Here is a 22,996-nt window from a genome sequence, read left to right on the forward strand (position 1 = left end):
AAAATGATCCACAAATCAGATCAATCGCGCGATCCGGCCTGTCGTGCCTCGCATGTTTTCCGCGAGGCGCACCGCGCCCGCCACTGCCCGACCATGAAACTCAACCTGTCGATGCGGGACATCGAGACCATGCTGGTGCTCGGCCGCACGCTCAACTACCGCCAGGCCGCCAGCCAGTTGCACCTGTCGCAGTCCGCCCTGTCCACGCAGATCCTGCGCATCGAGGAATCGCTCGGCGTGCGCCTGTTCGATCGCACTACCCGCACCGTGCGCCTGACCGCCGCGGGCCAGGTCTTCATGCAGCAGGCCGCGCTGCTGCAGGCCGCCTTTCGCGGCGCCATCGACGCCGTCACCGGCATTGCCAGCGCCGAGCGCGGCCAGGTGGCCGTGGCGGCGCTGCCGTCGCTGGCGGCCCGCATGCTGCCGCGCGTGCTGATGGCCTACCACCGGGCGCGCCCGGAAGTGGCGCTGAAGGTGATCGACACGCTGTCCGGCCCGGCCTTTGACCTGGTGCGCGCCGGCGAAGTGGACTTTGCGCTGACCGCGGCCGATCCGCAGCAGGCCGACCTGCACTACGAGCCGCTGCTGTCCGACCGCTTCGTGCTGCTGATCCCGTCGGCGCACCCGCTGGCGCGCAGCAGCGGCTCGTTGCGCTGGGCCGATACCGCCGCCGCGCCGCATGTGTCGATGACGCATCCCAGCAGCGTGCGCCAGTACGCCGAATGGGCCTTCCTGCAGAACAGGATCCGCTTCCAGCCCGTGTTCGAGGCCGAGCACCTTGCCACCATCGCGGCCATGGTCGAATGCGGCTTCGGCGTAGCGGCGCTGCCCGAGATCGCGGCCGGCACCGTGCGCCAGCCCGGCATCGTCGAGCGGCTGCTGACCGCGCCGGTGACCGAGCGCTCGATCGGGCTGGTGACCTCGCGCAACCGCACGCTGTCCCCCGCTGCCGCCGAACTGGCCGCGGCGGTGCGCACGCAGCTGGCGCACCCCGCCGCGGCCGGCGCCGCCGCCGCGGAGGCCGGCGCATGAGCATCATCGTCGATATCCTGATCCTGGCCGGCGCGCTGCTGGCCATCGTCGCGGTGGTGCAGGTCGCGGCCGCGCGGCTGGTGCTGCCGGAATCGACGCTGCTGTCGGCGATCGGCATCGCCATCGGCGCCGGCTACGTCGCCATCGACGCCGCCCACCCCGACTTCGCGCACCATTTCCTGCATCCGCTGATCGACCCCGCGCTGCCGCCCGAGGCCTACCTGTGGATCTTCCTGCCGCCGCTGCTGTTCCACGCGGCGCTGACCGCCGACGTGCGCAGCATGCTGCCCGATGCGGCGCCGATCCTGCTGCTCGCCGTGGTGGCCGTGGTGGTGGCCACCGCGATGATCGGCGTCGCCACCGCCGCGGCCAGCGGCATGCCGCTGGCGGTGTGCCTGCTGCTGGGCGCGGTGGTCGCCACCACCGATCCCGCCGCGGTGATCGCGATCTTCCGCGACGTGGGCGCGCCCGCGCGGCTGATCCGGCTGGTGGAAGGCGAAAGCCTGCTGAACGACGCCGCCGCCATCGCCATCGTCGGCGTGCTGGTGGCGATGCTGACCGGCCACGGCGCGCAGGCAACGCTTGGCGCGGGCCTGCGCGAGCTGGCGTGGTCGTTCGCGGGGGGCGTGCTGTGCGGCGTGCTGGCCGGACGTTTGCTGTCCGACCTGCTGCCGCGCCTGGCCGGGCTGGCCATGGCCGAAAGCGCGCTGACGCTGGCGCTGCCGTACCCGCTGTACCTGCTGGCCGAACAGGCGCTGGGCGTGTCGGGCGTGGTCGCGGTGGTCTGCGCCGGCCTGATGGTCAGCGCACTCGGGCCGACGCGCCTGAACCCGCCGAACTGGCGCCATCTGCGCATGATCTGGGAGCAGTTCGCGGGCATTGCCGGCGCCATGGTATTCCTGCTGGCCGCCGTGCGCGTGCCGTCGCTGCTGGCGGGCGTGACGCGCCACCACGGGGTGTTGCTGCTGATCCTGGTGGCCGCGGCGCTGGCCGCGCGGCTGGTCACGCTGTTCGGGCTGCTGCCGCTGCTGTCATGGATGCGCTTGAGCGCGCCCATCGACAATGCCTTCAAGCTGGCCATCGCCTGGGGCGGCCTGCGCGGCGCGGTGACGCTGGTGCTGGCGCTGGGCATTGCCGAAAACACCAGCCTGACCTATGAAGCGCGCCACTTCGTCGCCATCCTGGCAACCGGCTTCGTGCTGGTGAGCCTGCTGCTGAACGGCACCACGCTGCGCCGCCTGATCCACCGGCTGGGGCTGGACCAGCTTTCGCCGCAGGAACGCGCGCTGCAGCAGCAGGCGATCCGGCTTTCGACCGAGGAAGTCGAGGCCATGCTGGCGCGCGTGGCCGACTCGTTCGACCTGCCGCCGGCCGCCGCGCGCGACGCGGCGCAGCAGTACCGGCACGGCATCGAACTGGGCTCGGCCGAGTTCGACTTCAATACCGCCTTGTCCGAACGCGACCGCCTGACCATCGGCCTGGTCACGCTGGCCACGCGCGAGCGCGAGCTGATCCCGGAGTATGGCGACGGCGTGATCTCGGTCGCAAACCTTGACGCGATGATGCGCAATACCTCGCAGATGATCGATGCCGCGCGCGAGCAGGGGCGCATCGGCTATAACCGCGCGGCACGCCATATCCTCGACTATCACCTGGGTTTCCGCGTGGCGCTGTTCCTGCACCGCCGGCTGTCGATCGACCGGCCGCTGGCGCGCGCGCTGGCCGATCGCTTCGAGCTGCTGATCTGCCGCCAGACCGTGCTGGACCGGCTGCGGCGCTACAACCGCTCGATGCTGACGCCGGTGTTCGGCGCGCGCATGGCGACGGTGCTCGACGGCGTGCTGGAGGACCGCTTCCAGGCCGCCGGCGAAGGCCTGGCCGAGATGCGCGAGAAATTCGGCGAGTACACCGAGGCGCTGGAACGGCGCCTGCTGATGCTGTTTGCGCTGCGCAAGGGCCGGCTCTCGCTGGAAACGATGCGCGAGGAGGCGGTGATCTCCAAGGAAGCCTTCAACCAGATCGCCCAGGTGATACAGCAGGCATGGCTCGCCAGCCTGTTGCGTCCGCCGCTGCGCGGCGTGCAGCAGGGGCACAAGGAGCGCCAGGGGCGCCCGGACGGGCCCGGCACACAGCCGGGCCCGCAAGCTTCAGGACGGGTCTTTGGTACGCGTGCGCGAGACGGCCATCATGATGCCGATGCCGAGCACGATCAGGCAGGCAATGCCGATATAGACGGTCGCGAGGCCGGCCGTTGACATCGCCCAGGCGATGCCGCCGACCAGGACCAGCAAGCCAATGATGTATAGCGCGAATGACATGAATCGGCTCCTTGCGGTGGTGACGCTGCTTCCAATGTAGGCAGCGTCACGCGCGCAAGGGATAGGACGATGGCGGACGGCGGCGTAGGCGGGTTCTGACTTCGCTGTGATGCCGCTGCCACGCGGCGGTGGCGGCGACGCGCGACCGGATCCGTTCAGGCAGCGCCCCGGGCCTGCTCCGCGGCGAGATAGGCATCGCGCGACGGCAGCAGGTGGCGGCGGCACAGGTCGACCAGCGCCTCGCGGTCGCCCTGCCGCAACGCCTCGATCATGGCCCAGTGCTCCTGCCGCGCGCGCTCGCGGTAGGCCGCGGCCGCCAGCGTGCCGAAGCGGATCGGGTGGGTGCGGCGCGCATAGTCGCCGATGGCCTGCTGCAGCACGGCATTGCCGGTCAGCGCGAACAGCTCGCGGTGAAAGGCCTGGTTGATGCGGAACACCGCGCGCGCATCGCCGGCGGCCACGGCAGCGTCGTGCTGCTTCTGCACGGCGGCCAGCGGCGCCAGCCGTGCCGGCGGTACCGGCAGGTCGATCTGCGCGGCCGCATGGCATTCCAGCACTTCGCGCAGGGCGTACAGTTCCAGCACCTCGCGCGCGGAGAACGCGCGCACCACCGCGCCCACGTTGCGCTTGCGCTCGACCACGCCGATCGCCTCCAGCCCCGCCAGCACCTGCCGCACCACATGCCGCTTGAGGGCGAAACGCGCCATCAGGTCGTCCTCGGTCAGCCGCTCGCGTGGATGCAGGCGGCCGAAGACGATGTCTTCCTCCAGCGTATCGACGGCCTGCTGCATGGCGCCGGCTTCGGACTGTGCGGTGATCTCGGGCATGGCTCAGCGCTGGTGCGGCACGGTATCGACGGTCTGCGTCGCGCGCAGGAAGTCGAAGTCGACACCCTGGTCGGCCTGCGTCACGGTCTCCAGGAACAGCTTGCGGTAGCCGCGCTCCGCGCGCGGGCGCTCCACCGGCTGCGCCGCGGCGCGGCGCGCCAGTTCTGCGTCATCGACCAGCAGCGTCAGGTCGCGCTCGCGCACCGACAGGCGGATGCGGTCGCCGCTCTGCACCAGCGCCAGCGGGCCGCCGATGGCCGCTTCCGGCGTCACGTGCAGCACGATGGTGCCCGCCGCGGTGCCGCTCATGCGGCCGTCCGAGATGCGCACCATGTCCTTGACCCCGGCGCGCGCCAGCTTGCGCGGGATCGGCATGTAGCCGGCCTCCGGCATGCCGGGCGCGCCGGTGGGCCCGATGCGCTTGAGCACCAGGATATCGTCGGCCCTGACGTCGAGCGTTTCGTCGTCGATGCGCAGCGCCATGTCCTCGGCGTTCTCGAACACCACGGCGCGGCCCTCGTGCTCCATCAGCACCGGATCGGCGGCGGACTGCTTGATGATGGCGCCGCCCGGCGCCAGGTTGCCGCGCAGCACGGCCAGGCCGCCGGCCGGGTAGATCGGGTCGGCGGCGCTGCGGATCACGTCCTGCGCAAACGGGGGCGGCGCGGCGTCAAGCTCTTCGCCGAGCGTGCGGCCGGACACGGTCAGCGTGTCCAGGTGCAGCAGCGGGCGCAGCTCGCGCAGCAGCGTGGCCATGCCGCCGGCCTTGTGGAAGTCCTCCATGTAGTGCTGGCCCGAGGGCTTGAGGTCGACCAGCACCGGCGTCTCGCGGCTCATGCGGTCCAGGCCCGCCAGGTCGATATCGATGCCGAGGCGGCCGGCAATGGCGGTCAGGTGCACGATGCCGTTGGTCGAGCCGCCGATCGCCAGCAGCACGCGCAGTGCGTTCTCGAACGCCTTGCCGTTCAGGATGCGGTCCGGCGTCAGGCGCGCCTTGGCCATCGCCACCGCCGTGGTGCCGGTGCGCTCGGCCACGCGGATGCGGTCGGCCGTCACCGCCGGCGCCGAGGCACCGCCGGCCACCATCATGCCAAGCGCCTCGGTCACGCACGCCATGGTGCTGGCCGTGCCCATCACCGAGCACGTGCCGACGCTGGCCACCAGCTGGTTGTTGACGTCGGCGATCTCGGCGGCATCGATCTCTTCCGCGCGATAGCGGCCCCAGTAGCGGCGGCAGTCCGTGCAGGCGCCCACGCGCTCGCCGCGATGCGCGCCGGTGAGCATCGAGCCCGTCACCAGCTGGATCGCCGGCACGCCGGCCGAGGCCGCCCCCATCAGCTGCGCCGGCACGGTCTTGTCGCAGCCGCCGATCAGCACCACCGCGTCCATGGGCTGCGCGCGGATCATTTCCTCGGTGTCCATCGACATCAGGTTGCGCAGGTACATGCTGGTCGGCGCGGAAAAGCTCTCGTGCACCGAGATGGTCGGGAAATCCACCGGCAGGCCGCCGGCCAGCATCACGCCACGCCGCACCGCGTCGATCAGCTGCGGCGCGTTGCCGTGGCAGGGGTTGTAGCTGCTGCCGGTGTTGACGATGCCGATCACCGGCCGCGACAGCGCGTCGTCGGTATAGCCCGCGCCCTTGATAAAGGCCTTGCGCAGGAACAGCGAGAAGCCGGTGTCGCCGTAGTTGGTCAGGCCCTTGGCCAGACCTTGCGGTCGGGTGGCATCGGGCTTGCTGGGATCGTTGGCGGACATGAGGGCTATCTCCAATGAAATTATTGATAATCGATGGCCGGAAGCTTAGCGGCCAATGCGGACGCAGCGCAAGCCCAGTATCGCACCGCATAAATTGATTCAATTTAGAGATCAGTCGATAGAAAAATACGGATTCATCAATCAAGCGGTGCGGCCTACACTTGGCCCCGATAACGAGCCGGGCGTCATCCGCCGGCGGCCAGCCGCCGCCCGCCGATCCATTCCCATTCCAACGATTTCCCGGCACAGGAGACCCCACATGCCTGGCATTTCGCCCACGGCCTCTCGCGCCATCGCTGCGCCTCGCCGCACCCCTCGCCGCTCCATCCTGGTCGCTTCGCTCGCATTTGCCGGCATGCTTCTCGCCCCGGTATCGGGCATGGCCGCGGACGCCTATCCCGCCAAGCCGGTCCGGCTGGTCGTGCCCTACCCGCCCGGCGGCGCCACCGACGTGATCGGCCGCACGCTTGCCCAGCGCCTGTCCACCACGCTCGGCCAGCAGGTCGTGGTCGACAACCGCGCCGGCGCCGCGGGCAATATCGGCGCCGAGCTGGTCGCCAAGTCGCCCGCCGATGGCTATACCCTGCTGCTGGGCGCGCTCACCAGCCACGCCATCAACGCCGCGCTGTACAAGAGCCGCGTGCCTTACGACCTGGAGAAGAGCTTTGCGCCGGTGTCGATCGTCGGCACCGTGCCGCTGGTGTTCGTGGTCAATCCCTCGGTCAGCGCCAGCAGCCTGCCGCAACTGGTCTCGCTGGCGAAATCCAGGCCCGGCGCCATCACCTTCGCCTCGGCAGGCAACGGTTCTCCGCAGCATCTGGCCGGCGAGATGTTCAAGCGCATGGCCGGCGTGGAGATGCTGCATGTGCCGTACAAAGGCAGCGGCCCGGCCATGACCGACCTGATCGGCGGGCAGGTGCTGAGCATGGTCGAGACCGTTCCCGCGGCCCAGGCCTACGTCAAGACCGGCAAGATCCGCGCCCTGGCGGTGGCCTCGCCCGAGCGTGTCAACGCGCTGCCCGACGTGCCCACCGCCACCGAGGCCGGGCTCAAGGACTTCGAAGTCAGCTCGATGTTCGGCATCGTCGCACCGGCCGGCACGCCGGCGCCGGTGATCGACCGGCTCAGCGGCGACCTGAAGAAGATCCTGGCCGAGCCGGAGGTCCAGGCCACGCTGCTCAAGCAAGGGGCGATTGCCACGTGGACGACGCCGGCGCAGGCGAGTGCGCGGATCAAGGCGGAGGTGGGCAAGTGGAATACGGTGATCCGGGAGGCGGGGGTGAAGCCGGAGTAGGCATTGGATGGGGTCCAGATACCCATGACATGGGTATTTCCGATTTCACAGTGACATGGGCGTAGATGCCGCCGCCCTCGTCACTAATGCCGTTCGGCTAACCACCGTCGTTCCCGCGAAGGCGGGAATGACGGTGGGGCTTGATACCTTGACTGAACGGCATTGCCTCCTCGTCACTGTGTTATGGCCTCCATTCCACCCTGCTGTATCTGCGCCCCGCCTGCTTCCGCCCGTATACTCTGGGGCCGGGCACGGCCCTAGCCCCGCGCCCTCACCGATTCCACAAACAGATCAAGCAACGGAGCAGCAGCATGCGTGTCGCATTTCTCGGCCTGGGCGTCATGGGTTTCCACATGGCCGGCCACCTCGCCGCCAAGGGGCATGAGGTCACGGTCTACAACCGCACCGCCGCCAAGGCGCAGGCCTGGGTCGGGCAGTTCGGCGGCAAGGCGGCAGCGACGCCGGCACTGGCCGTGCGCGACGCACAGGTGGTGTGCTCCTGCGTCGGCAACGACGACGACCTGCGTGCGGTGCTGACTGGCCCTGACGGCGCCTTCTTCGGCGCGCCCAGCGGCTGCATCTTCGTCGACCACACCACGGCCAGCGCCAATGTGGCGCGCGAGCTCTACGCCGCGGCCGGCGGGCGCGGCCTGCACTTTGTCGACGGGCCGGTCTCGGGCGGCGAAGTCGGCGCGGAAAAAGGCATCCTGACCATCATGTGCGGCGGCGATGCCGACGCCTGCGCGCGCGCCGAGCCGGTCATCGCCGCCTATGCCCGCGCGGTCACCCGCATCGGCGAGGCCGGCGCCGGGCAGCTGGCCAAGATGGTCAACCAGATCAGCATTGCCGGCCTGATCCAGGGCCTGTCCGAGGCCATCGCCTTCGGCGAGCGCGCCGGGCTGGACATGCCGCTGGTGCTGGATGTCATCAGCAAGGGCGCCGCCGGCTCCTGGCAGCTGGAAAACCGCGGCCCCACCATGATCGACAACAAGTTCGATTTCGGCTTCGCGGTGGACTGGATGCGCAAGGACCTCGGCCTGTGCCTGGACGAGTCGCGCCGCAACGGCGCCGCGCTGCCGGTGACGGCACTGGTCGACCAGTTCTATGCCGACCTGCAGCAGATGGGATGCGGCCGCGCCGACACCTCGTCGCTGATCAAGCGCCTGCGCCTGCACGCCGGGGACGCCTGAGGTACCGGCCGCGCCGCCTGCCGTCGTCCGATTCCTACAGCGATTTCGGCGCGTGCCGGAAAGGCCGCCGGCCCGGCCGCGCCTATGCTGGACGCATGGGCCCGTCCACCGGGGCCGGCCCGGCAACGATGCAGGAGACCATCATGTGGAAACTCGCAGGCGCGCTCCTGATAGGCGCAAGCATGGCGCTGGCCGGCTGTACCGCGGCGGGCGCAGTCGCCGGCGGTGTGGCCGGCCATGAACTGACCGACGGCAGCACGGCCGGTACCATCGGCGGTGCCGTGGTCGGCGGCGTGATCGGGCACGAGCTGGGCAAATAACAGCTGACAGCTTCGCGCTTCGGAAAGGCAGGTTGGGAAAGGCAGGAAGGCAGGAAGGCCGCATTGCGCGGCCTTCCTTGCTTTGCCCGACCGCCCGTGCTCAGCGCGGGTGCCGGGGCGCCGCCTTGCCGGCAGGCCGCAAGCGCCGCCACAGCAGCGCCGGCAGCCGCACCACGCAACCTGCCAGCAGCCGCAGGTGCATCCCGGTCAGCAGCAGGTTGTCACGCAGGTAGCGGAAGTGCGAGACGCCGCCTTCGCCCCGCGCATAGTAGCGGACCGGTGCGGCCACGTTGATGGGGCGGACACCACGCCAGCACAGGCGCACCGCCGCTTCGGGATCGAAATCGAAGCGCCGCATCCAGCGCGTCTCGCGCATCACTGCGCGCAGCGGCGCGATCGGGTAGACGCGGAAGCCGTACAGAGAATCGCCGATCCCGGCCCATAGCGTCTCGACATCGGCCCAGAAATTGGACATGCGCCGCCAGTAGACCCGTTCGCGGGGCGCGCTGGCGTCGAATACCGGCCGGCCCAGCACCATCGCGTCCGGCTCGCGCTGCGAGATGGCCATGAACTCGCCGATCAGCTGGGCAGGGTGCTGGCCGTCCGCATCCATGACCAGCACATGGGTGAAACCCTCGGCCGCCGCGGCTTCGATGCCATGCAGCACGGCCGCGCCCTTGCCCTGGTTGCTGGGCAGCGTCAGCACGCGCAGCGCCGGGCCGGCACCCTCGGCCTCGGCCTGCAACCAGCGATCGCTGCCGTCGGTGCTGCCGTCGACCACTACCCATACCGGCGCCCAGGCAGCGCGCGCGGCCTGCAGCGTGCCGTGCAGGCGCATGCCGGGGTTGTAGCTGGGGATCAGCACCAGGTGGGACCGCTGCCGCTGCGCAGGGCCGGCCTCAGGAGCCGGCGCCGGGCGTGGCGTGGCATGCTGGGGCATGTCGCGCTCCGGATCCCGGGTGGCGGGTAGCGGGCTCAGCCGGCGCGCTGCGCCGCGACGTAGGCCGCGAGGCTGCCGAGCGAGGCGAAGATGGTCTTGTTGTCGGGATTGTCCGAACGCAGTTCGACTCCGTACTTGCGCGATACCAGCAAGGCAATCTCCAGGATGTCGATGGAGTCCAGCCCGAAGCCTTCGCCGTACAGCGGCGTGTCGGCAGTGACGTCTTCCAGTCGCAGGTCTGCGATGTCGAGTTCGTCGATGATCAGGCGGGCGAGTTCGGTTTCGAGTTCGGTCATGTTGCAGCAGAGGGGCCGCCGCGGGACGCAGCCGGGGCCGGATCGTCAAGGCGCGCCATGGAGGCCAGCCGATGCTACCAAAGGCCCCGATGGCGGGCCAGCCGAGAGAAGTTTGGTAACAACATCAACCGGGCTTTGGGGAATCCTGGCACCGCGTAGCGGGTCTTTTAAGGTATAAAGCGTTCGCTTCGCAGCCTTGCGCATACTCGCGGGCCTTGGGTTTCGCCGATTCCAGGCCTGTTGCCAGGCCTGCTGCCAGGCCTGCTGACGAAAGCGCCGCTTGCCACACATGATAACGACTAAGATGTCCTCGAGCCAATCTTCCTTCCGCCACACCCGGTCCGCCCAGGACCGGCCGATCGCCACCAGGCCACAGGCAACACCCGCGGCCGCCGGGCGGGGATGGATGTTCGGGGTCGCCGCGTTCGTCGCCTATGAATGCGGTCTGCATTATGCCGCCCATCGCCCGGGAGCCGAAGTCGCCGCATTGTTTCTTGGTGCCCTCCCGTTCCTGGCCATCGGTTTCCTGGCCGCGCTGCGCACGGCCGGACGAAGGCCGGCGCTGTTCGCCCTGTTTGCAGCATGCGCTGCGCTCTGGCTCTGGCGTGCGCCGCTGTCGCACCATTTCGGCTGGACTTACCTGATGCAGCACGCCGGCGTCAACGTTGCGCTCGGCCTGATGTTCGGCCTGACCCTGCGTGCCGGCCGCACGCCGCTGTGTGCGCAGATCGCCGCCGCGCTGCACGGCGAACTGACGCCGTCGCACGCCCGCTATGCACGGCGCGTGACGCAGGCCTGGACCCTGTTCTTCGCGGCCATGGCAGGCGCCTCGACGCTGATGTTCGTGCTCGCGCCGGTGGCGACGTGGTCGAACTTCGCCAACCTCGGCACGCCCTTGCTGATCGCCGCGATGTTTGCTGCCGAAGCGGCTTGCCGCCGCATCGCCTTCCCCGGCATGCGCCACGGCGGCCTGCTGGATGCGGTGCACGGCTATCGCGCCGTGATGGCAGCCCGGGCGGCCCGGGCGGCCCGGGCCGTGGCACCGGCGCGCACCGGGATGCCGCGCTGAGGCGCGCCCCAGTTCCGCCATGACCGAGATTCCGCTCATCGCGCACACGTCCCCTGCCGCCCTGCTGGCGTGGGTACAGGGCCGGCCCGTCACCGTGCGCCAGTTCCTGGCCGACGTGGCGCTGTTGGCCGCCGCGCTGCCGGCCGGGGACCACGTCTTCAACGCCTGCGCCGACCGCTACCGCTTCACCGTGGGCCTGTGCGCGGCGCTGCTGCGGGGCAAGGCCACGCTGCTGCCGTCGTCGCAAACCCCCGAGACGGTGCGCCAGCTCCGTGCGTTCGCACCGGACGTGTTTTGCCTGCGGGACCAGCCGGCCGCGGCAATGGCAATGCCGGTGTTCGACTATCACCAGGGCGTCGCCGCCGCAGATGCGAGCGCATGCCCCGACGTGCCTTCGATCCCTGCCGACCGCGTCCTGGCCTACGTCTTCACCTCCGGCTCGACCGGGACCCCGGTGCCGCACCGCAAGACGTGGGGCGCGATGGCCCGCGGCGCGCGTGCCGCGGCGCAACGGCTGGGCCTGTGCGACGGGCGCGCATGGACCCTGGTCGGCACCGTGCCGCCGCAGCATATGTTCGGCCTGGAGGCCACCGTCATGCTGGCGCTGCAGGGCGGTGCCGCACTGGCGTCGGCGCCGGCGTTCTACCCGGCCGACGTCCGCGACGCACTGGCCGCGGTGCCAGCACCGCGCGCGCTGGTCAGCTCGCCGGTGCACCTGCGCACACTGGTGCAGGCGGACATGGCCATGCCGGCCGCCGACCTGCTGTTGTGCGCCACGGCGCCGCTCGGCCGCGAGCTCGCCGCCGCGGCGGAAGCCCTGTTCCACGGCCCGCTGCGTGAAATCTACGGCAGCACCGAGACCGGCCAGCTTGCCACCCGCCGCACCGCGCAGGAAGACATCTGGACGCTGGTGCCCGGCGTCCGGCTACAGCCGCGTACAACGGACGGCGATGCAGACACCATGACATGGGCCGAGGGCGGGCATGTCGAGCAGCCGGTGGCGCTCGGCGATGCCATCGAAGCGCTGGATGCCGGCCACTTCCTGCTGCACGGCCGCAAGGGCGACCTGCTCAATATCGCCGGCAAGCGCACCTCGCTGGCCTACCTTGAGCACCAGCTCAATGCCGTCGACGGCGTGCAGGACGGCGCCTTCTTCATGCCCGGCGACAGCCACGAAGGCGATGCCCAGGGTCACGTGGTACGGCTGGTGGCGGTCGTCGTCGCGCCGGGCGCGACATCGGCGGCGATCCTGCAGGCGCTGCGCGAGCGCATCGACCCCGCCTTCCTGCCGCGCCCGCTGCTGTTCGCCGAACGCCTGCCGCGCAATGCCGCCGGCAAGCTGCCGCGCGACGCGCTGGCGGCGCTGGTGGCGGAGTTGTCCCGTGCGCGCGGTGCCGCACCCGCCCTCCCCGCCTTCGTCATCGACGCCGGCCACCCCGCCATGGCCGGCCATTTCCCCGGCAATCCGATCGTGCCCGGCGTGGTGCTGCTCGACCACGCCCTGCTGGCGCTCGGGTCGGCGCTGGGGCGGCCGCTGGTGCCCGCGCAGGCCGGGGCGATCAAGTTCCTGAGCCCGGTGCGCCCGGGCGAGCGGGTGGAGATCGAACACGACGCCGGGCCGGCGACGGATGGCAGCGAACGCTTGCGCATCACACTACGCAGTGCCGGACGCGAAGTGGCCAGCGGCACCTTGCAACTGCGCGCGTGCGCAGCGGAGGGCGCGCCATGCTGACCTGGCTGTGGAAACGGCACGCGCCGGTGGAGACCACCGACTGGTCCCGGCGCAAGGAGCGCAGCAACATCCCGCTGCTGCGCATCATGACGTGGATCTCGCTGGCACTGGGACGCCCGGCCGGGCGCGTGGTGCTGCGCCTGATCGCGGCCTATTTCACGCTGTTCTCGCCGGCGGCGCGCCATGCCTCGCGCGCCTACCTGGACCGCGCGCTGGGCCGCGAGGCCAACTGGATCGACGGCTACCGCCATGTGTTCACCTTTGCCTCGACCATCCACGACCGCATCTACCTGCTCAACGGCCGCTTCGACCTGTTCGACATCCGCCTCCATGGCGAGGGCCTGCTCGAAGCCGCGATGGCGCGCGGCCGCGGCGCGATCCTGCTGGGCGCGCACCTGGGCAGCTTCGAGGTCGTGCGCGCGCTCGGCCGGCAGCATCCGGACATGGAAGTCGCCATTACCATGTATGAGGAAAACGCGCACAAGCTCAACGACGTGCTGCAGTCGATCAACCCCGCCATGCGCCAGGACGTGATCGCGCTGGGCCGCTTCGACACCATGCTGCGCGTGCGCGACTACCTCGACCGTGGCTACATGATCGGCATGCTGGCCGACCGCACCTTGTCGCAGCGCGCCACCGATCCGGTGCAGCAATGCGACTTCCTCGGCGCGCCCACCGGCTTCCCGACCGGGCCGCTGCGCATGGCCGCCATGCTGCGCCGGCCGGTGTTCTTCATCACCGGCCTGTATCGCGGCGGCAACCGCTACGATGTCCATTTCGTGCCGCTGGCGGACTTCTCGCAAACCGCGCGCGGCCAGCGCGAAGCCGCGGTGCAGTCGGCACTGGACGGTTATGTGCGCCTGCTGGAGCGATTCAGCCGCAAGGCGCCCTACAACTGGTTCAACTTCTATGACTTCTGGCACGCCGGCCCGCCGCTGTCGGAGCAGCCGCCGCCGGGCAACGAGCCATGAGCCCCCTGAGCGTCTTGAAAACCTTCGACACTGATCCGATCGGTTCCGTCCGGCGCCTGGCCCGCCCGCTGCAGCTGTTGTTGCTGGCATGCGCTGCGTTCGGCTTCTCGGTGCCAGGCAGCGCCGCCGCACCGCCTGCGCCTGCCATGGGACAGGCCGCGCCCGCCTTCGGCGTCGACCAGCTGATGTCCACGCTGGCGCAGCGCAAATCCGGCCGGGTCCGCTTCACCGAGACCAAGTACCTGGCGATGCTGGCCAAGCCCGTGCAGTCCTCCGGCGAACTGGTCTTTACCGCGCCCGACCACCTGGAAAAGCGCACCGTATCGCCCAAGGCCGAGAGCATGGTGCTCGACGGCGACATGATGACGGTGGACCGCGACGGCAAGCGCTTCACCATGCCGCTGCAGAACTACCCCGAGCTGGCGGCCTTTATCGAAAGCATCCGCGGCACGCTTGCCGGCAACCGCCATACGCTGGAGCGCTACTACAAGCTCGGCCTCGAAGGCCGCGCCAGCCGCTGGACGCTGACGCTGACGCCGGTGGATTCGCGCATGGCGGCGGTGGTCAGCCAGGTGCGCATCGACGGCCGCCAGGATGCGCTGACCCGCGTCGAGATCCGCCAGGCCGACGGCGACCGCTCTGTCATGACCATCCGCCCCGCCGGCCGCCCATGAGCGCAGCCCCCGGTACGCCACCCTCGCCCCCCTCGGCCCCGCGGCGCTTCACGCTGCCCGGCGCGCGCCTGGCGCTGGCGCTGTGGCTGGTCGCGCTGCTGGCGTGCGCCGCGGTCATCGGCCGCACCAGCTTCACCGCGGACCTCTCCGCCTTCCTGCCGCGGCTGCCCAGCGCCGAGCAGCAGTTGCTGGTCAGCCAACTGCGCGACGGGCTGGTATCGCGGCTGGTCCTGGTCGGCATCGAAGGCGGCGACGCCGATGGCCGCGCCGCGGTCTCGCACGCGATGGCGGCGCAGTTGCGGCGCGATCCGCGCTTCACCGCGATCCAGAACGGCGAGCCGCTGAACCAGGACGCCGACCGGAAGTACGTCTACGGACATCGCTACCTGCTCAGCCCGACGGTGACGCCGGAGCGCTTCAGCGAGCACGGACTGGCGCGCGCCGTGAACGATTCGTTCGCGCTGCTGGCCTCGTCCGCGGGCCTCTTCACCAAGGCGCTGCTGCCGCGCGACCCCACCGGCGAGGTCGCGGCGATGCTGACGCAGCTCGACGCCGGCCAGCGCCCCCCGCTGCATGCCGGCGCCTGGGCCTCGCGCGACGGCAAGCGCGCGGTGCTGCTGGCGCAGAGCGCGGCCGCGGGTTCGGATACGGACGCGCAGGCGCAGGCCATCGACGCCATCCGCGATGCCTTTGCCAAGGCCGCGGCGAACGGCCCCTACCAGCTCGCGATGACGGGCCCCGGCGTCTTCTCCGTCAAGTCGCGCGACACCATCCGGCACGACGTCGAGCGCCTGTCGACCATCGGCGTGGCCACCATCGTTACGCTGCTGCTGGCGGTCTACCGGTCGGTGCCGCTGCTGGTGCTGGGGCTGGTGCCGGTACTGAGCGGCGCGCTGGCCGGCATCGCGGCGGTCAGCCTGGGTTTCGGCGGGACCGTGCATGGGCTGACGCTGGGTTTCGGCACCACGCTGATCGGCGAGGCGGTCGACTATTCGATCTACCTGTTCGTGCAGTCGGCGCAATATACGCGCAACGGCGTGCGCGACAACCGCGCCTGGCTGGGCGGATTCTGGCCCACGGTGCGGCTGGGCGTGCTGACCTCGGTCTGCGGTTTTGCCTCGCTGCTGCTGTCGGGCTTTCCGGGACTGGCGCAGCTTGGCCTGTATTCCACGGTAGGGCTCGCGACAGCGGCGCTGGTGACGCGCTTCGTGCTGCCGCAGCTGGTGCCTGCCACGCTGCATCTGCGCGACGTGACGCCGCTGGGGCGCCGTCTGGCATGGCTGGCCGAGCGCGCCCACCGGCTGCGCTGGCTGGTGCTGTTGCTGGTGGTCGCGGCTAGCGCCGTGCTGGCGACGCATCGCGGCACGCTGTGGGGCCGCGAACTGGCCGCGCTGAGCCCGGTGCCCGCGAGCGACCAGGCGCTCGACGCCTCGCTGCGCGCCGACCTTGGCGCGCCCGACGTGCGCTTCCTGGTGGTGCTGTCCGGCCCGGACCAGGAAAGCGTGCTGCAGGGCGCGGAGCACGTGGCCCACGAACTCGACCCGCTGGTGGCGCAAAACTTCATCGGCGGCTATGAAAGCCCCGCGCGCTACCTGCCCAGCGACGCCACCCAGCGTGCGCGCCAGGCCAGCCTGCCGCCGCCTGCCGAGCTGGCGCAGCGGCTGCGCGCGGCCGTCGCCAGCCAGCCGGTGCGCGCCGACCTGTTCGCGCCGTTCCTGGCCGAAGCCGAGCAGGCGCGCACCGGCCCGCTGCTGCGGCGCGAAGACCTGCGCGGTACCTCGATGGCACTGGCGGTCGATGCGCTGCTGACGCATCGCGACGGGCGCTGGAGCGCGACGCTGCCGCTGCGGGCCCCTGCCTCGGCGCTTGCCGGCGAGGCCGGCGAGGCCGGTGATGGCGTCGACAGCGCCGCGGTGCGCGCCGCCGTCGCCCGCGCCGACGTGCCCGATACGCTGTTCGTCGACCTCAAGGACGAATCCGACCGCCTCTACGCCAGCTACCTGCGCGAGGCGCTGCTGCTGTCGCTGGCGGGCCTGCTGGCCATCGTGGCGCTGCTGGCGATCGCGCTGCGCTCGCTACGCCGCGTGGCGGCCACGGTACTGCCGCTGGCGGCCGCCGCGGTGGTCGTGCTGGGCGGGCTGGCCGCCCTGGGCCAGCCGCTGACGCTGCTGCACCTGGTGGGCCTGCTGCTGCTGATGGCAGTGGGCTCGAACTACGCGTTATTCTTCAATGGCGCGGCAGCGGGCCAGCCCGGCGCGGCCAATTCCCCGCACACGCTGGTCTCGCTGCTGCTCGCAAACCTGACGACGGTGGCCGCCTTCGGGCTGCTGGCGCTGTCGAGCCTGCCATTGCTGCAGGCGTTCGGCCTGACGGTCGGCCCCGGCGCCATCCTGGCGCTGTGGTTCTCGGCGATCCTGGCGCGGCCCGCGGCCGCCGGGACGGCCACGACCGGACAGGCCGGGAGTACGTCATGAACTGGTTTTCCGCATCCGCCGGCGCCTTGCGCGACACACCGCCAAGCCGCCCCTGGCGCCCCAGCCCGCTGTTATACGGCGCCGCCGCGGTCCACGTGGCCGGCGTTGGCGCCATGCTCACGCATCCAGGCAGCATGATTCCAGCACTTGCAGGCATTGCGGCCACGCATGCGGCAATGTGCGCCGGCGGCCTGTGGCCGCGCAGCACCTGGCTGGGCCCCAACCTGCTGCAGCTGCCGCCGGCGGCGCACGATTGCGTCGCGCTCACCTTCGACGATGGCCCCAATCCGGCGCTGACGCCGCGCGTGCTCGACCTGCTCGACCAGCACGGCGCGCGCGCCACCTTCTTCTGCATCGGCGAGCGCGCCGCGGCGCATCCGGCGCTGGTGCGCGAGATCATCCGCCGCGGCCATGCGGTGGAGAACCACAGCATGCATCACCGGCTGCATTTCTCCCTGTTCGGGCCGGGCCGGATGCTGCGCGACATCAGCGCGGCGCAGCAGGTGCTGGGCGACATCACCGGGCAGGCGCCGCGCTTCTTCCGCGCGCCGGCGGGACTGCGCAACCCGTTCCTGGAGCCGGTGCTGTGCCGGCTCGGGCTGCAGCTGGCGGCGTGGACGCGACGCGGCTTCGATACCCGCTGCGGCGACATCGCGGCGCGCGTGGCGCAGCGCCTGACCGGCAAGCTCGCAGGCCGCGACATCCTGCTGCTGCATGACGGCAATCCCGGCGTCGACCCCGCCGGCAATCCGCACTGCATCACGGTGCTGCCGGACTTGCTTGCCGCCATCGACCGCGCGGGGCTGCGCTGCGTGACGTTGCGCGCAGCGGTGGAAGCGGTGGAAGCGGTGGAATCAGGGCATGCCGACAGCCGTACAGGACAGTCGCCGACAAACTGACCGGCCGCGGCTTGTTACAATCAGCCCAACCCCAGAATCGCGCAAAGTCTTGTCTCCGCTACTGTTTTCCCACTTCACGGCCACCAGCTGCATCGGTACCGGCGCAGACGCCACCTTGTCGGCACTGCGCGAGCGGCGTGGCGGCCTGGCGCCCTGCCGCTTTGGCGACGTGCGCCTGGACACCTATGTCGGTGAAGTGCCGGGACTGGATGCGGTGACGCTGCCGACGCACCTGTCGCACTACGACTGCCGCAACAACCGCCTGGCATGGCTCGGGCTGGAAGCGGACAATTTCGCCGAGCGCGTGCGCGAAGCCGCGGCGCGCCATGGCGCGGACCGCATCGGTGTCTTTCTCGGCACCAGCACCGCCGGCGTGCTGCAGACGGAACTGGGCTATCGGCATCGCGATGCCGATACCGGCGCGCTGCCGGCGGGCTTCCACTACGGCGGCACGCACAACCCCTATTCCCTGCCCGGCTTCGTGCGCGAGTACCTCGGCCTGGGCGGCCCGGCCGCGGCGGTCTCGTCGGCGTGCTCGTCCGGCGCCAAGGTGTTCGGCTCGGCCCGGCGCATGATCGAAGCAGGATGGATCGACGCAGCCATCGTGGGCGGCGTCGATTCGCTGTGCCACACCACGCTGTATGGCTTCAATTCGCTGGAGCTGCTGTCGACGCAGCCATGCCGCCCGTATGATGTGGCGCGCGATGGCATCTCGATTGGCGAAGGCGCGGCGTTCGGCCTGCTCGAACGCGCGCCGGATGCGCCGGATGCCGATGCCATCCTGCTGGCCGGCATCGGCGAATCGAGCGACGCGCACCATATGTCGACCCCGCACCCGGACGGACTCGGTGCGCGCCTGGCCATGGAACAGGCGCTGGCCAGCGCCGGCATCCCCGCGGCACAGGTCGGCTACGTCAACCTGCATGGCACCGCCACGCGCAGCAACGACGCCGCCGAGGCGCTGGCCATGGCCGCGGTGCTGCCCGGTACGCCATGCAGCTCGACCAAGGGCGCCACCGGCCACGCGCTCGGCGCGGCCGGCGCACTGGAGGCCGTGGTCTGCGCACTGGCATTGCGCCATGGCCTGCTGCCGGCCGGCATCAACACCACGCAGCCTGACCCGGCGCTGGGCGTGAACTACCAGCTCGTGAACCGCGACGCGCCGCTGCGCTATGCCATGAGCAATGCGTTCGGCTTCGGTGGCTCCAATTGCAGCCTGCTGTTCGCGCGCGCGGACGCGGCGTCCCGCTGACCATGCCTCAACCCGTATATATCGAAAGCATCGGCCTGCTCGGCCCGGGCATGAATGGCTGGGACGCAGCCCGCGAGATGCTGGCGGGCCGCGCGCCCTACACGCACGCGCCGACCGAACTGCCGCCGCCCGCTGGCCTGCCGCCCGCGGAGCGCCGGCGCAGCGGCCCGACCGTGCGCCTGGCGCTGGGCGTGGGCCAGCAGGCCGTCGCCGCAAGCCGCCGCGATGCCGCGCAGTTGCCGACGATCTTTGCCTCGTCGAGCGCCGACGGCCAGAACTTCCACGCGATCTGCGAAGCGCTGGCCGAGCCGGACCCGCTGATGTCGCCGACGCGCTTTCACAACTCCGTGCACAACGCCACCGCCGGCTACTGGGCAATTGCAGCCGGCGCGATGCGCACCTCCAACGTGCTGTGCGCAATGGACGGCAGCTTTGGCGCCGGCCTGCTCGAATGCGTGCTGCAGGTGGCGGGCGATGCCGAGCCCTGCCTGCTGATTGCCTACGACACCGGCTACCCCGAGCCGCTGCACAGCCACCGGCCCATCCCCGACCCGTTCGGCGTGGCGCTGCTGATGACGCCGCAGCCGACGCCGCAGGCGCTGGCGCAGCTCGAGGTCTCGCCGACGCAGGCCGGCGCCGATACGATGCCGGATGCCGCGCTGGAGGCGCTGCGCAAGTCGGCACCGGCCGCGCGCGCGCTGCCGCTGCTGGCCGCCATCGCACGCGGAGACACCGGCGCGGTGGTGCTCGATTACCTCGACCGGCTGCGGATCCGGGCCGACGTGGCCAGCCTCGGCACCGCCGCCAGGGCCTGACACCGTGAAGCTGCCCGCAACCGCGCGCGACCGCGACTGGATCGCGGCGCGCATTCCGCACCAGGGCACGATGTGCCTGCTCGACGGCGTGCTGGACTGGGATGAAAACGTGGTGCGCTGCGTGTCCGGCACGCATGCGCAGGCGGACAACCCGCTGCGGGCGCAAGGGCGGCTGGCAGCGGTCTGCGGCGTCGAATACGCGGCCCAGGCGATGGCCGTGCACGGCGCGCTGCTGGCCGCGCAGGAAGACAGCCCTGCGCGCCCGCGCTCCGGCTACCTGGCGTCGGTACGCAAGCTCGAACTGCTGGTGGAAAGGCTGGACGATATCGACGCGCCGCTGCTGGTCGAAGCGCGGCGCGTCAGTGGCGAGGGCGCCAGCGTGCTGTACGCGTTCACCGTCAGCGCGGAGGGCCGGACCTTGCTGTCAGGCCGGGCAGCGGTGATCCTCGATGCCGCCCGGCATGGCTCGCACGCCGGCTGAAGCGCCAACTGACGTACCTTAGCGCGCCGGCAGGATCTTGCCCGAGACCGTGCCGAAGCCGACGCGGTAGCCTTCGCCCTGGCAGTAGCCGGTCATGATCACGCTGTCGCCGTCCTGCAGGAAAGCGCGCTCGCTGCCGTCGGCCAGCGTCACCGGCTCGGCACCGTTGCGGGTCAGCTCCAGCATGCTGCCGTAGGAGTCCGGCGTGGTGCCCGAGATCGTGCCCGAGCCCATCAGGTCGCCCACGCGCACATTGCAGCCCGACACCGTGTGGTGCGCCAGCTGCTGCGCCATGGTCCAGTACATCGCCTTGAAGTTGGTGCGGCAGATCGTGCTCGGCGCGGGCGCCCCTTCCGGCTGCAGCGCGACTTCCAGCGCGATGTCATAGGCGTTCCTGTCCTGCTGCTGCAGGTACGCCAGCGGCTGCGGCGACTGCTCGGGATTGTCGCGGCGGAACGGTTCCAGCGCGTCCATCGTCACCACCCAGGGCGAGATCGAAGTGCCGAAGCCCTTGCTGTTGAACGGCCCCAGCGGCACGTATTCCCATTGCTGGATGTCGCGCGCGCTCCAGTCGTTGAGCAGCACCATGCCGAACATATGCGCCGGCGCGTCGGCGGTGCTGACGGGCTCGCCCAGCGCCGATTCCTTGCCGACGATAAAGCCCATCTCCAGTTCGAAATCCAGCTTGCGGCAGGCGCTGAACACCGGGCGCGCTTCGTTAGGCAGCTTGATCTGGCCGTTCGGGCGGTGCAGCGTCGTGCCGCTCACCACCACCGAGCTGGCGCGGCCGTTGTAGCCGATGGGAATTTCCAGCCAGTTCGGCAGCAGCGCGTTGTCCGGGTCGCGGAACATGCGGCCGACATTGGTGGCGTGTTCCTTCGACGAATAGAAGTCGGTGTAGCCGGGAATGTCGACCGGCAGGTGCAGCGCCGCGGCGGACATCGGCACCAGCGCCTTGTCGCGCAGCGCTGCATTGTCGCGCAGTGCTGCGTCTTCGCCGGACAGCAGCGCGGTCAGGCGCTTGCGGGTCTCGGTCCAGGTCGGCTTGCCCAGCGCGATGAAGCGGTTCAGGGTCGTGCCGGCGAACGTGCCCTTTGCTGCCGCGGGCAGCAGGCCGGCGTCATCGAGCGCGGCCAGGTCGACGATCTGGTCGCCGATGGCAACGCCCACGCGCGGCGACTGGCCTTTGACGGAGAACACGCCGTAGGGCAGGTTCTGCAGCGGGAAGTGGGTCTGGCCGTCGTTGGCGCTGTCGATCCAGCTGGTTTGGGGGGCGGTCATTGGTTCACTCCAGGATTTATCGGGTTCAGCGGACGTTCGGGTTGAAATGCTTCTTCAGGCCTTGCCAGCAGGTGTAGTACTCCTGCTGCAGCGAGGCCGACTGCGCCGCGTACGGCGTCGGGCGGATCACGCCCGGCGTCTCGAACATGAACGCCATGGTGTTTTCGATGTGGTGCGGCGTCGAGGTGTCGGCGACGCTGGCCTTCTCGAAGGTCTCGGCATCGGGGCCGTGGCCGCTCATGCAGTTGTGCAGGCTGGCGCCGCCCGGCGCGAAGCCCTCGGCCTTGGCATCGTAGACGCCGCTGATCAGGCCCATGAATTCGCTGGCGATATTGCGGTGGAACCAAGGCGGGCGGAACGAGTCCTGCATCGCCAGCCAGCGCGGGCCGAAGATGACGAAGTCGATGGTATCCACGCCCGGGGTGTCCGACGGCGATTGCAGCACCAGGAAGATCGACGGGTCCGGGTGGTCGAAGCTGATCGAGCCGATGGTGTTGAAGCGGCGCAGGTCGTACTTGTACGGCGCGTAGTTGCCGTGCCAGGCCACCACGTCCAGCGGCGAATGGCCGATCGCAGCGCGCCACAGGTTGCCCTGGAACTTGGCCACCAGCTCGAAATCGCCCTCGCGGTCTTCATAGCTGGCCACCGGCGACAGGAAGTCGCGGGGATTGGCCAGGCCGTTGGAGCCGATCACGCCCAGGTCGGGCAGCTTGAACAGCGCGCCGTAGTTCTCGCAGATATAGCCGCGCGCCTCGCCGTCCGGCAGCTCGACGCGGAAACGCACGCCGCGCGGGATCACGACGATCTCCTGCGGTTCGACCTCCAGGCGGCCCAGCTCGGTCACCATCAGCAGGCGCCCTTGCTGCGGCACGATCAGCATCTCGCCGTCGGCGTTGTAGAAGAAGCGGTCATGCATCGACTGGTTGGCCAGGTACAGGTGGATGCCGCAGCCGCTCATCGCTTCCGGGCCGCCGTTGCCGGCCATGGTGACGATGCCGTCGACGAAATCGGTCGGCACCGACGGCATCGCGGGCGGGCTCCAGCGCATCTGGTTGGGCGACGGCGGCACCTGGTCGAAGCGGCTCAGGAAGCGCGACTGCTCGACCTGCGTGAACGGCTGGTGCATCGACGCCGGGCGGATGCGGTACAGCCACGAACGGCGGTTATGCGCGCGCGGCGCGGTGAAGGCGGAGCCGGACAGCTGCTCGGCATAGAGACCGTAGGGCGCGCGCTGCGGCGAATTCTGGCCCACGGGCAGCGCACCGGGCAGCGCCTCGGTGGCGAATTCGTTGGCGAAGCCGGACATGTAGCCGTGCTCGGCGAGCTGGGTGTGCGTGAGGTTCATGGTGTCGTCAGCGTTGCGGGTGTCGGTC

Annotated in this window: 20 protein-coding genes; 14 read left to right on the forward strand and 6 right to left on the reverse strand. The window is 70.3% G+C overall.

The features are described 5' to 3' along the window. Nucleotides 1-93 precede the first annotated feature (93 nt). Nucleotides 94-1,032, forward strand: coding sequence for a LysR family transcriptional regulator (locus JTE92_RS08015; RefSeq protein WP_063240640.1), 939 nt, complete (start codon nucleotides 94-96; stop codon nucleotides 1,030-1,032). Continuing rightward, nucleotides 1,029-3,287, forward strand: a complete 2,259-nt coding sequence (locus JTE92_RS08020; protein ID WP_063240641.1) for a cation:proton antiporter — start codon at nucleotides 1,029-1,031, stop codon at nucleotides 3,285-3,287. Before JTE92_RS08015 ends, JTE92_RS08020 begins: the two co-directional genes overlap by 4 nt. Before the next feature lie 218 nt (nucleotides 3,288-3,505). On the opposite strand, the gene JTE92_RS08025 is transcribed toward JTE92_RS08020, so the two are convergent. After that, nucleotides 3,506-4,177, reverse strand: a complete 672-nt coding sequence (locus tag JTE92_RS08025) for a GntR family transcriptional regulator (protein WP_063240642.1) — start codon at nucleotides 4,175-4,177, stop codon at nucleotides 3,506-3,508. A 3-nt stretch (nucleotides 4,178-4,180) separates the two neighbouring features. Next, nucleotides 4,181-5,935, reverse strand: a complete 1,755-nt coding sequence (locus JTE92_RS08030; protein WP_063240643.1) for an IlvD/Edd family dehydratase — start codon at nucleotides 5,933-5,935, stop codon at nucleotides 4,181-4,183. 259 nt (nucleotides 5,936-6,194) lie between these two features. Here JTE92_RS08030 and JTE92_RS08035 point away from each other — a divergent pair, with 259 nt between their 5' ends. The 3 genes from JTE92_RS08035 (at nucleotide 6,195) to JTE92_RS08045 (ending at nucleotide 8,739) form a co-directional block, all read left to right on the forward strand. Continuing rightward, nucleotides 6,195-7,229, forward strand: a complete 1,035-nt coding sequence (locus JTE92_RS08035; protein WP_063240644.1) for a Bug family tripartite tricarboxylate transporter substrate binding protein — start codon at nucleotides 6,195-6,197, stop codon at nucleotides 7,227-7,229. Between the two features lie 311 nt (nucleotides 7,230-7,540). Then, nucleotides 7,541-8,419, forward strand: a complete 879-nt coding sequence (locus tag JTE92_RS08040) for an NAD(P)-dependent oxidoreductase (RefSeq protein ID WP_063240645.1) — start codon at nucleotides 7,541-7,543, stop codon at nucleotides 8,417-8,419. A gap of 143 nt (nucleotides 8,420-8,562) precedes the next feature. Then, nucleotides 8,563-8,739: a glycine zipper 2TM domain-containing protein gene (locus JTE92_RS08045; protein WP_029046952.1), complete on the forward strand. Its 177-nt coding sequence runs from the start codon at nucleotides 8,563-8,565 to the stop codon at nucleotides 8,737-8,739. Between the two features lie 100 nt (nucleotides 8,740-8,839). On the opposite strand, the gene JTE92_RS08050 is transcribed toward JTE92_RS08045, so the two are convergent. Continuing rightward, nucleotides 8,840-9,679 carry a glycosyltransferase family 2 protein gene (locus JTE92_RS08050; RefSeq protein WP_063240646.1) on the reverse strand — a complete coding sequence of 280 codons (840 nt, stop codon included), beginning with the start codon at nucleotides 9,677-9,679 and terminating at the stop codon, nucleotides 8,840-8,842. Nucleotides 9,680-9,714: 35 nt separating this feature from the next. Next, nucleotides 9,715-9,975, reverse strand: a complete 261-nt coding sequence (locus JTE92_RS08055; protein WP_063240647.1) for a phosphopantetheine-binding protein — start codon at nucleotides 9,973-9,975, stop codon at nucleotides 9,715-9,717. A gap of 304 nt (nucleotides 9,976-10,279) precedes the next feature. Here JTE92_RS08055 and JTE92_RS08060 point away from each other — a divergent pair, with 304 nt between their 5' ends. From JTE92_RS08060 to JTE92_RS08100, 9 genes are all read left to right on the forward strand, one after another. Further along, nucleotides 10,280-11,044, forward strand: a complete 765-nt coding sequence (locus tag JTE92_RS08060; RefSeq protein WP_371136886.1) for a COG4648 family protein — start codon at nucleotides 10,280-10,282, stop codon at nucleotides 11,042-11,044. A 19-nt stretch (nucleotides 11,045-11,063) separates the two neighbouring features. Then, the gene (locus tag JTE92_RS08065; protein ID WP_063240649.1) at nucleotides 11,064-12,776 is read left to right on the forward strand and encodes an AMP-binding protein; all 1,713 of its coding nucleotides are present in this window, start codon (nucleotides 11,064-11,066) and stop codon (nucleotides 12,774-12,776) included. Then, entirely contained in the window at nucleotides 12,770-13,747 is a 978-nt protein-coding gene (locus JTE92_RS08070) for a lysophospholipid acyltransferase family protein (RefSeq protein WP_063240650.1), read from the forward strand. The genes JTE92_RS08065 and JTE92_RS08070 overlap by 7 nt, the downstream gene beginning before the upstream one ends. Next, nucleotides 13,744-14,421, forward strand: a complete 678-nt coding sequence (locus tag JTE92_RS08075; protein ID WP_084254730.1) for a LolA-related protein — start codon at nucleotides 13,744-13,746, stop codon at nucleotides 14,419-14,421. The genes JTE92_RS08070 and JTE92_RS08075 overlap by 4 nt, the downstream gene beginning before the upstream one ends. Next, on the forward strand, nucleotides 14,418-16,895 hold the full coding sequence (locus JTE92_RS08080) for an MMPL family transporter (protein WP_084254731.1): 2,478 nt from the start codon (nucleotides 14,418-14,420) through the stop codon (nucleotides 16,893-16,895). The genes JTE92_RS08075 and JTE92_RS08080 overlap by 4 nt, the downstream gene beginning before the upstream one ends. Further along, on the forward strand, nucleotides 16,892-17,794 hold the full coding sequence (locus tag JTE92_RS08085; protein ID WP_063240651.1) for a polysaccharide deacetylase family protein: 903 nt from the start codon (nucleotides 16,892-16,894) through the stop codon (nucleotides 17,792-17,794). Before JTE92_RS08080 ends, JTE92_RS08085 begins: the two co-directional genes overlap by 4 nt. Nucleotides 17,795-17,843: 49 nt before the next feature. Next, entirely contained in the window at nucleotides 17,844-19,046 is a 1,203-nt protein-coding gene (locus JTE92_RS08090) for a beta-ketoacyl-[acyl-carrier-protein] synthase family protein (RefSeq protein WP_063240652.1), read from the forward strand. 2 nt (nucleotides 19,047-19,048) lie between these two features. Continuing rightward, on the forward strand, nucleotides 19,049-19,861 hold the full coding sequence (locus JTE92_RS08095) for a beta-ketoacyl synthase chain length factor (protein WP_063240653.1): 813 nt from the start codon (nucleotides 19,049-19,051) through the stop codon (nucleotides 19,859-19,861). A gap of 70 nt (nucleotides 19,862-19,931) precedes the next feature. After that, the gene (locus JTE92_RS08100; protein ID WP_084254742.1) at nucleotides 19,932-20,342 is read left to right on the forward strand and encodes a hotdog family protein; all 411 of its coding nucleotides are present in this window, start codon (nucleotides 19,932-19,934) and stop codon (nucleotides 20,340-20,342) included. Between the two features lie 18 nt (nucleotides 20,343-20,360). On the opposite strand, the gene fahA is transcribed toward JTE92_RS08100, so the two are convergent. Further along, complete coding sequence (gene fahA, locus JTE92_RS08105) at nucleotides 20,361-21,623, reverse strand: fumarylacetoacetase (RefSeq protein WP_063240654.1); 1,263 nt, start codon at nucleotides 21,621-21,623, stop codon at nucleotides 20,361-20,363. 25 nt (nucleotides 21,624-21,648) lie between these two features. Next, on the reverse strand, nucleotides 21,649-22,968 hold the full coding sequence (hmgA, locus tag JTE92_RS08110; protein ID WP_063240655.1) for a homogentisate 1,2-dioxygenase: 1,320 nt from the start codon (nucleotides 22,966-22,968) through the stop codon (nucleotides 21,649-21,651). Nucleotides 22,969-22,996 lie beyond the last annotated feature (28 nt).

Source organism: Cupriavidus oxalaticus, from assembly GCF_016894385.1.
Taxonomy (GTDB): Bacteria; Pseudomonadota; Gammaproteobacteria; order Burkholderiales; family Burkholderiaceae; genus Cupriavidus; species Cupriavidus oxalaticus.

Coding starts and splice junctions, on each gene's coding strand:
- JTE92_RS08015 (WP_063240640.1), top strand. CDS start 94: ATGAAACTCAACCTGTCGATGCGGGACATCGAGACCATGCTGGTGCTC.
- JTE92_RS08020 (WP_063240641.1), top strand. CDS start 1,029: ATGAGCATCATCGTCGATATCCTGATCCTGGCCGGCGCGCTGCTGGCC.
- JTE92_RS08025 (WP_063240642.1), bottom strand. CDS start 4,177: ATGCCCGAGATCACCGCACAGTCCGAAGCCGGCGCCATGCAGCAGGCC.
- JTE92_RS08030 (WP_063240643.1), bottom strand. CDS start 5,935: ATGTCCGCCAACGATCCCAGCAAGCCCGATGCCACCCGACCGCAAGGT.
- JTE92_RS08035 (WP_063240644.1), top strand. CDS start 6,195: ATGCCTGGCATTTCGCCCACGGCCTCTCGCGCCATCGCTGCGCCTCGC.
- JTE92_RS08040 (WP_063240645.1), top strand. CDS start 7,541: ATGCGTGTCGCATTTCTCGGCCTGGGCGTCATGGGTTTCCACATGGCC.
- JTE92_RS08045 (WP_029046952.1), top strand. CDS start 8,563: ATGTGGAAACTCGCAGGCGCGCTCCTGATAGGCGCAAGCATGGCGCTG.
- JTE92_RS08050 (WP_063240646.1), bottom strand. CDS start 9,679: ATGCCCCAGCATGCCACGCCACGCCCGGCGCCGGCTCCTGAGGCCGGC.
- JTE92_RS08055 (WP_063240647.1), bottom strand. CDS start 9,975: ATGACCGAACTCGAAACCGAACTCGCCCGCCTGATCATCGACGAACTC.
- JTE92_RS08060 (WP_371136886.1), top strand. CDS start 10,280: ATGTCCTCGAGCCAATCTTCCTTCCGCCACACCCGGTCCGCCCAGGAC.
- JTE92_RS08065 (WP_063240649.1), top strand. CDS start 11,064: ATGACCGAGATTCCGCTCATCGCGCACACGTCCCCTGCCGCCCTGCTG.
- JTE92_RS08070 (WP_063240650.1), top strand. CDS start 12,770: ATGCTGACCTGGCTGTGGAAACGGCACGCGCCGGTGGAGACCACCGAC.
- JTE92_RS08075 (WP_084254730.1), top strand. CDS start 13,744: ATGAGCCCCCTGAGCGTCTTGAAAACCTTCGACACTGATCCGATCGGT.
- JTE92_RS08080 (WP_084254731.1), top strand. CDS start 14,418: ATGAGCGCAGCCCCCGGTACGCCACCCTCGCCCCCCTCGGCCCCGCGG.
- JTE92_RS08085 (WP_063240651.1), top strand. CDS start 16,892: ATGAACTGGTTTTCCGCATCCGCCGGCGCCTTGCGCGACACACCGCCA.
- JTE92_RS08095 (WP_063240653.1), top strand. CDS start 19,049: ATGCCTCAACCCGTATATATCGAAAGCATCGGCCTGCTCGGCCCGGGC.
- JTE92_RS08100 (WP_084254742.1), top strand. CDS start 19,932: ATGTGCCTGCTCGACGGCGTGCTGGACTGGGATGAAAACGTGGTGCGC.
- fahA (WP_063240654.1), bottom strand. CDS start 21,623: ATGACCGCCCCCCAAACCAGCTGGATCGACAGCGCCAACGACGGCCAG.
- hmgA (WP_063240655.1), bottom strand. CDS start 22,968: ATGAACCTCACGCACACCCAGCTCGCCGAGCACGGCTACATGTCCGGC.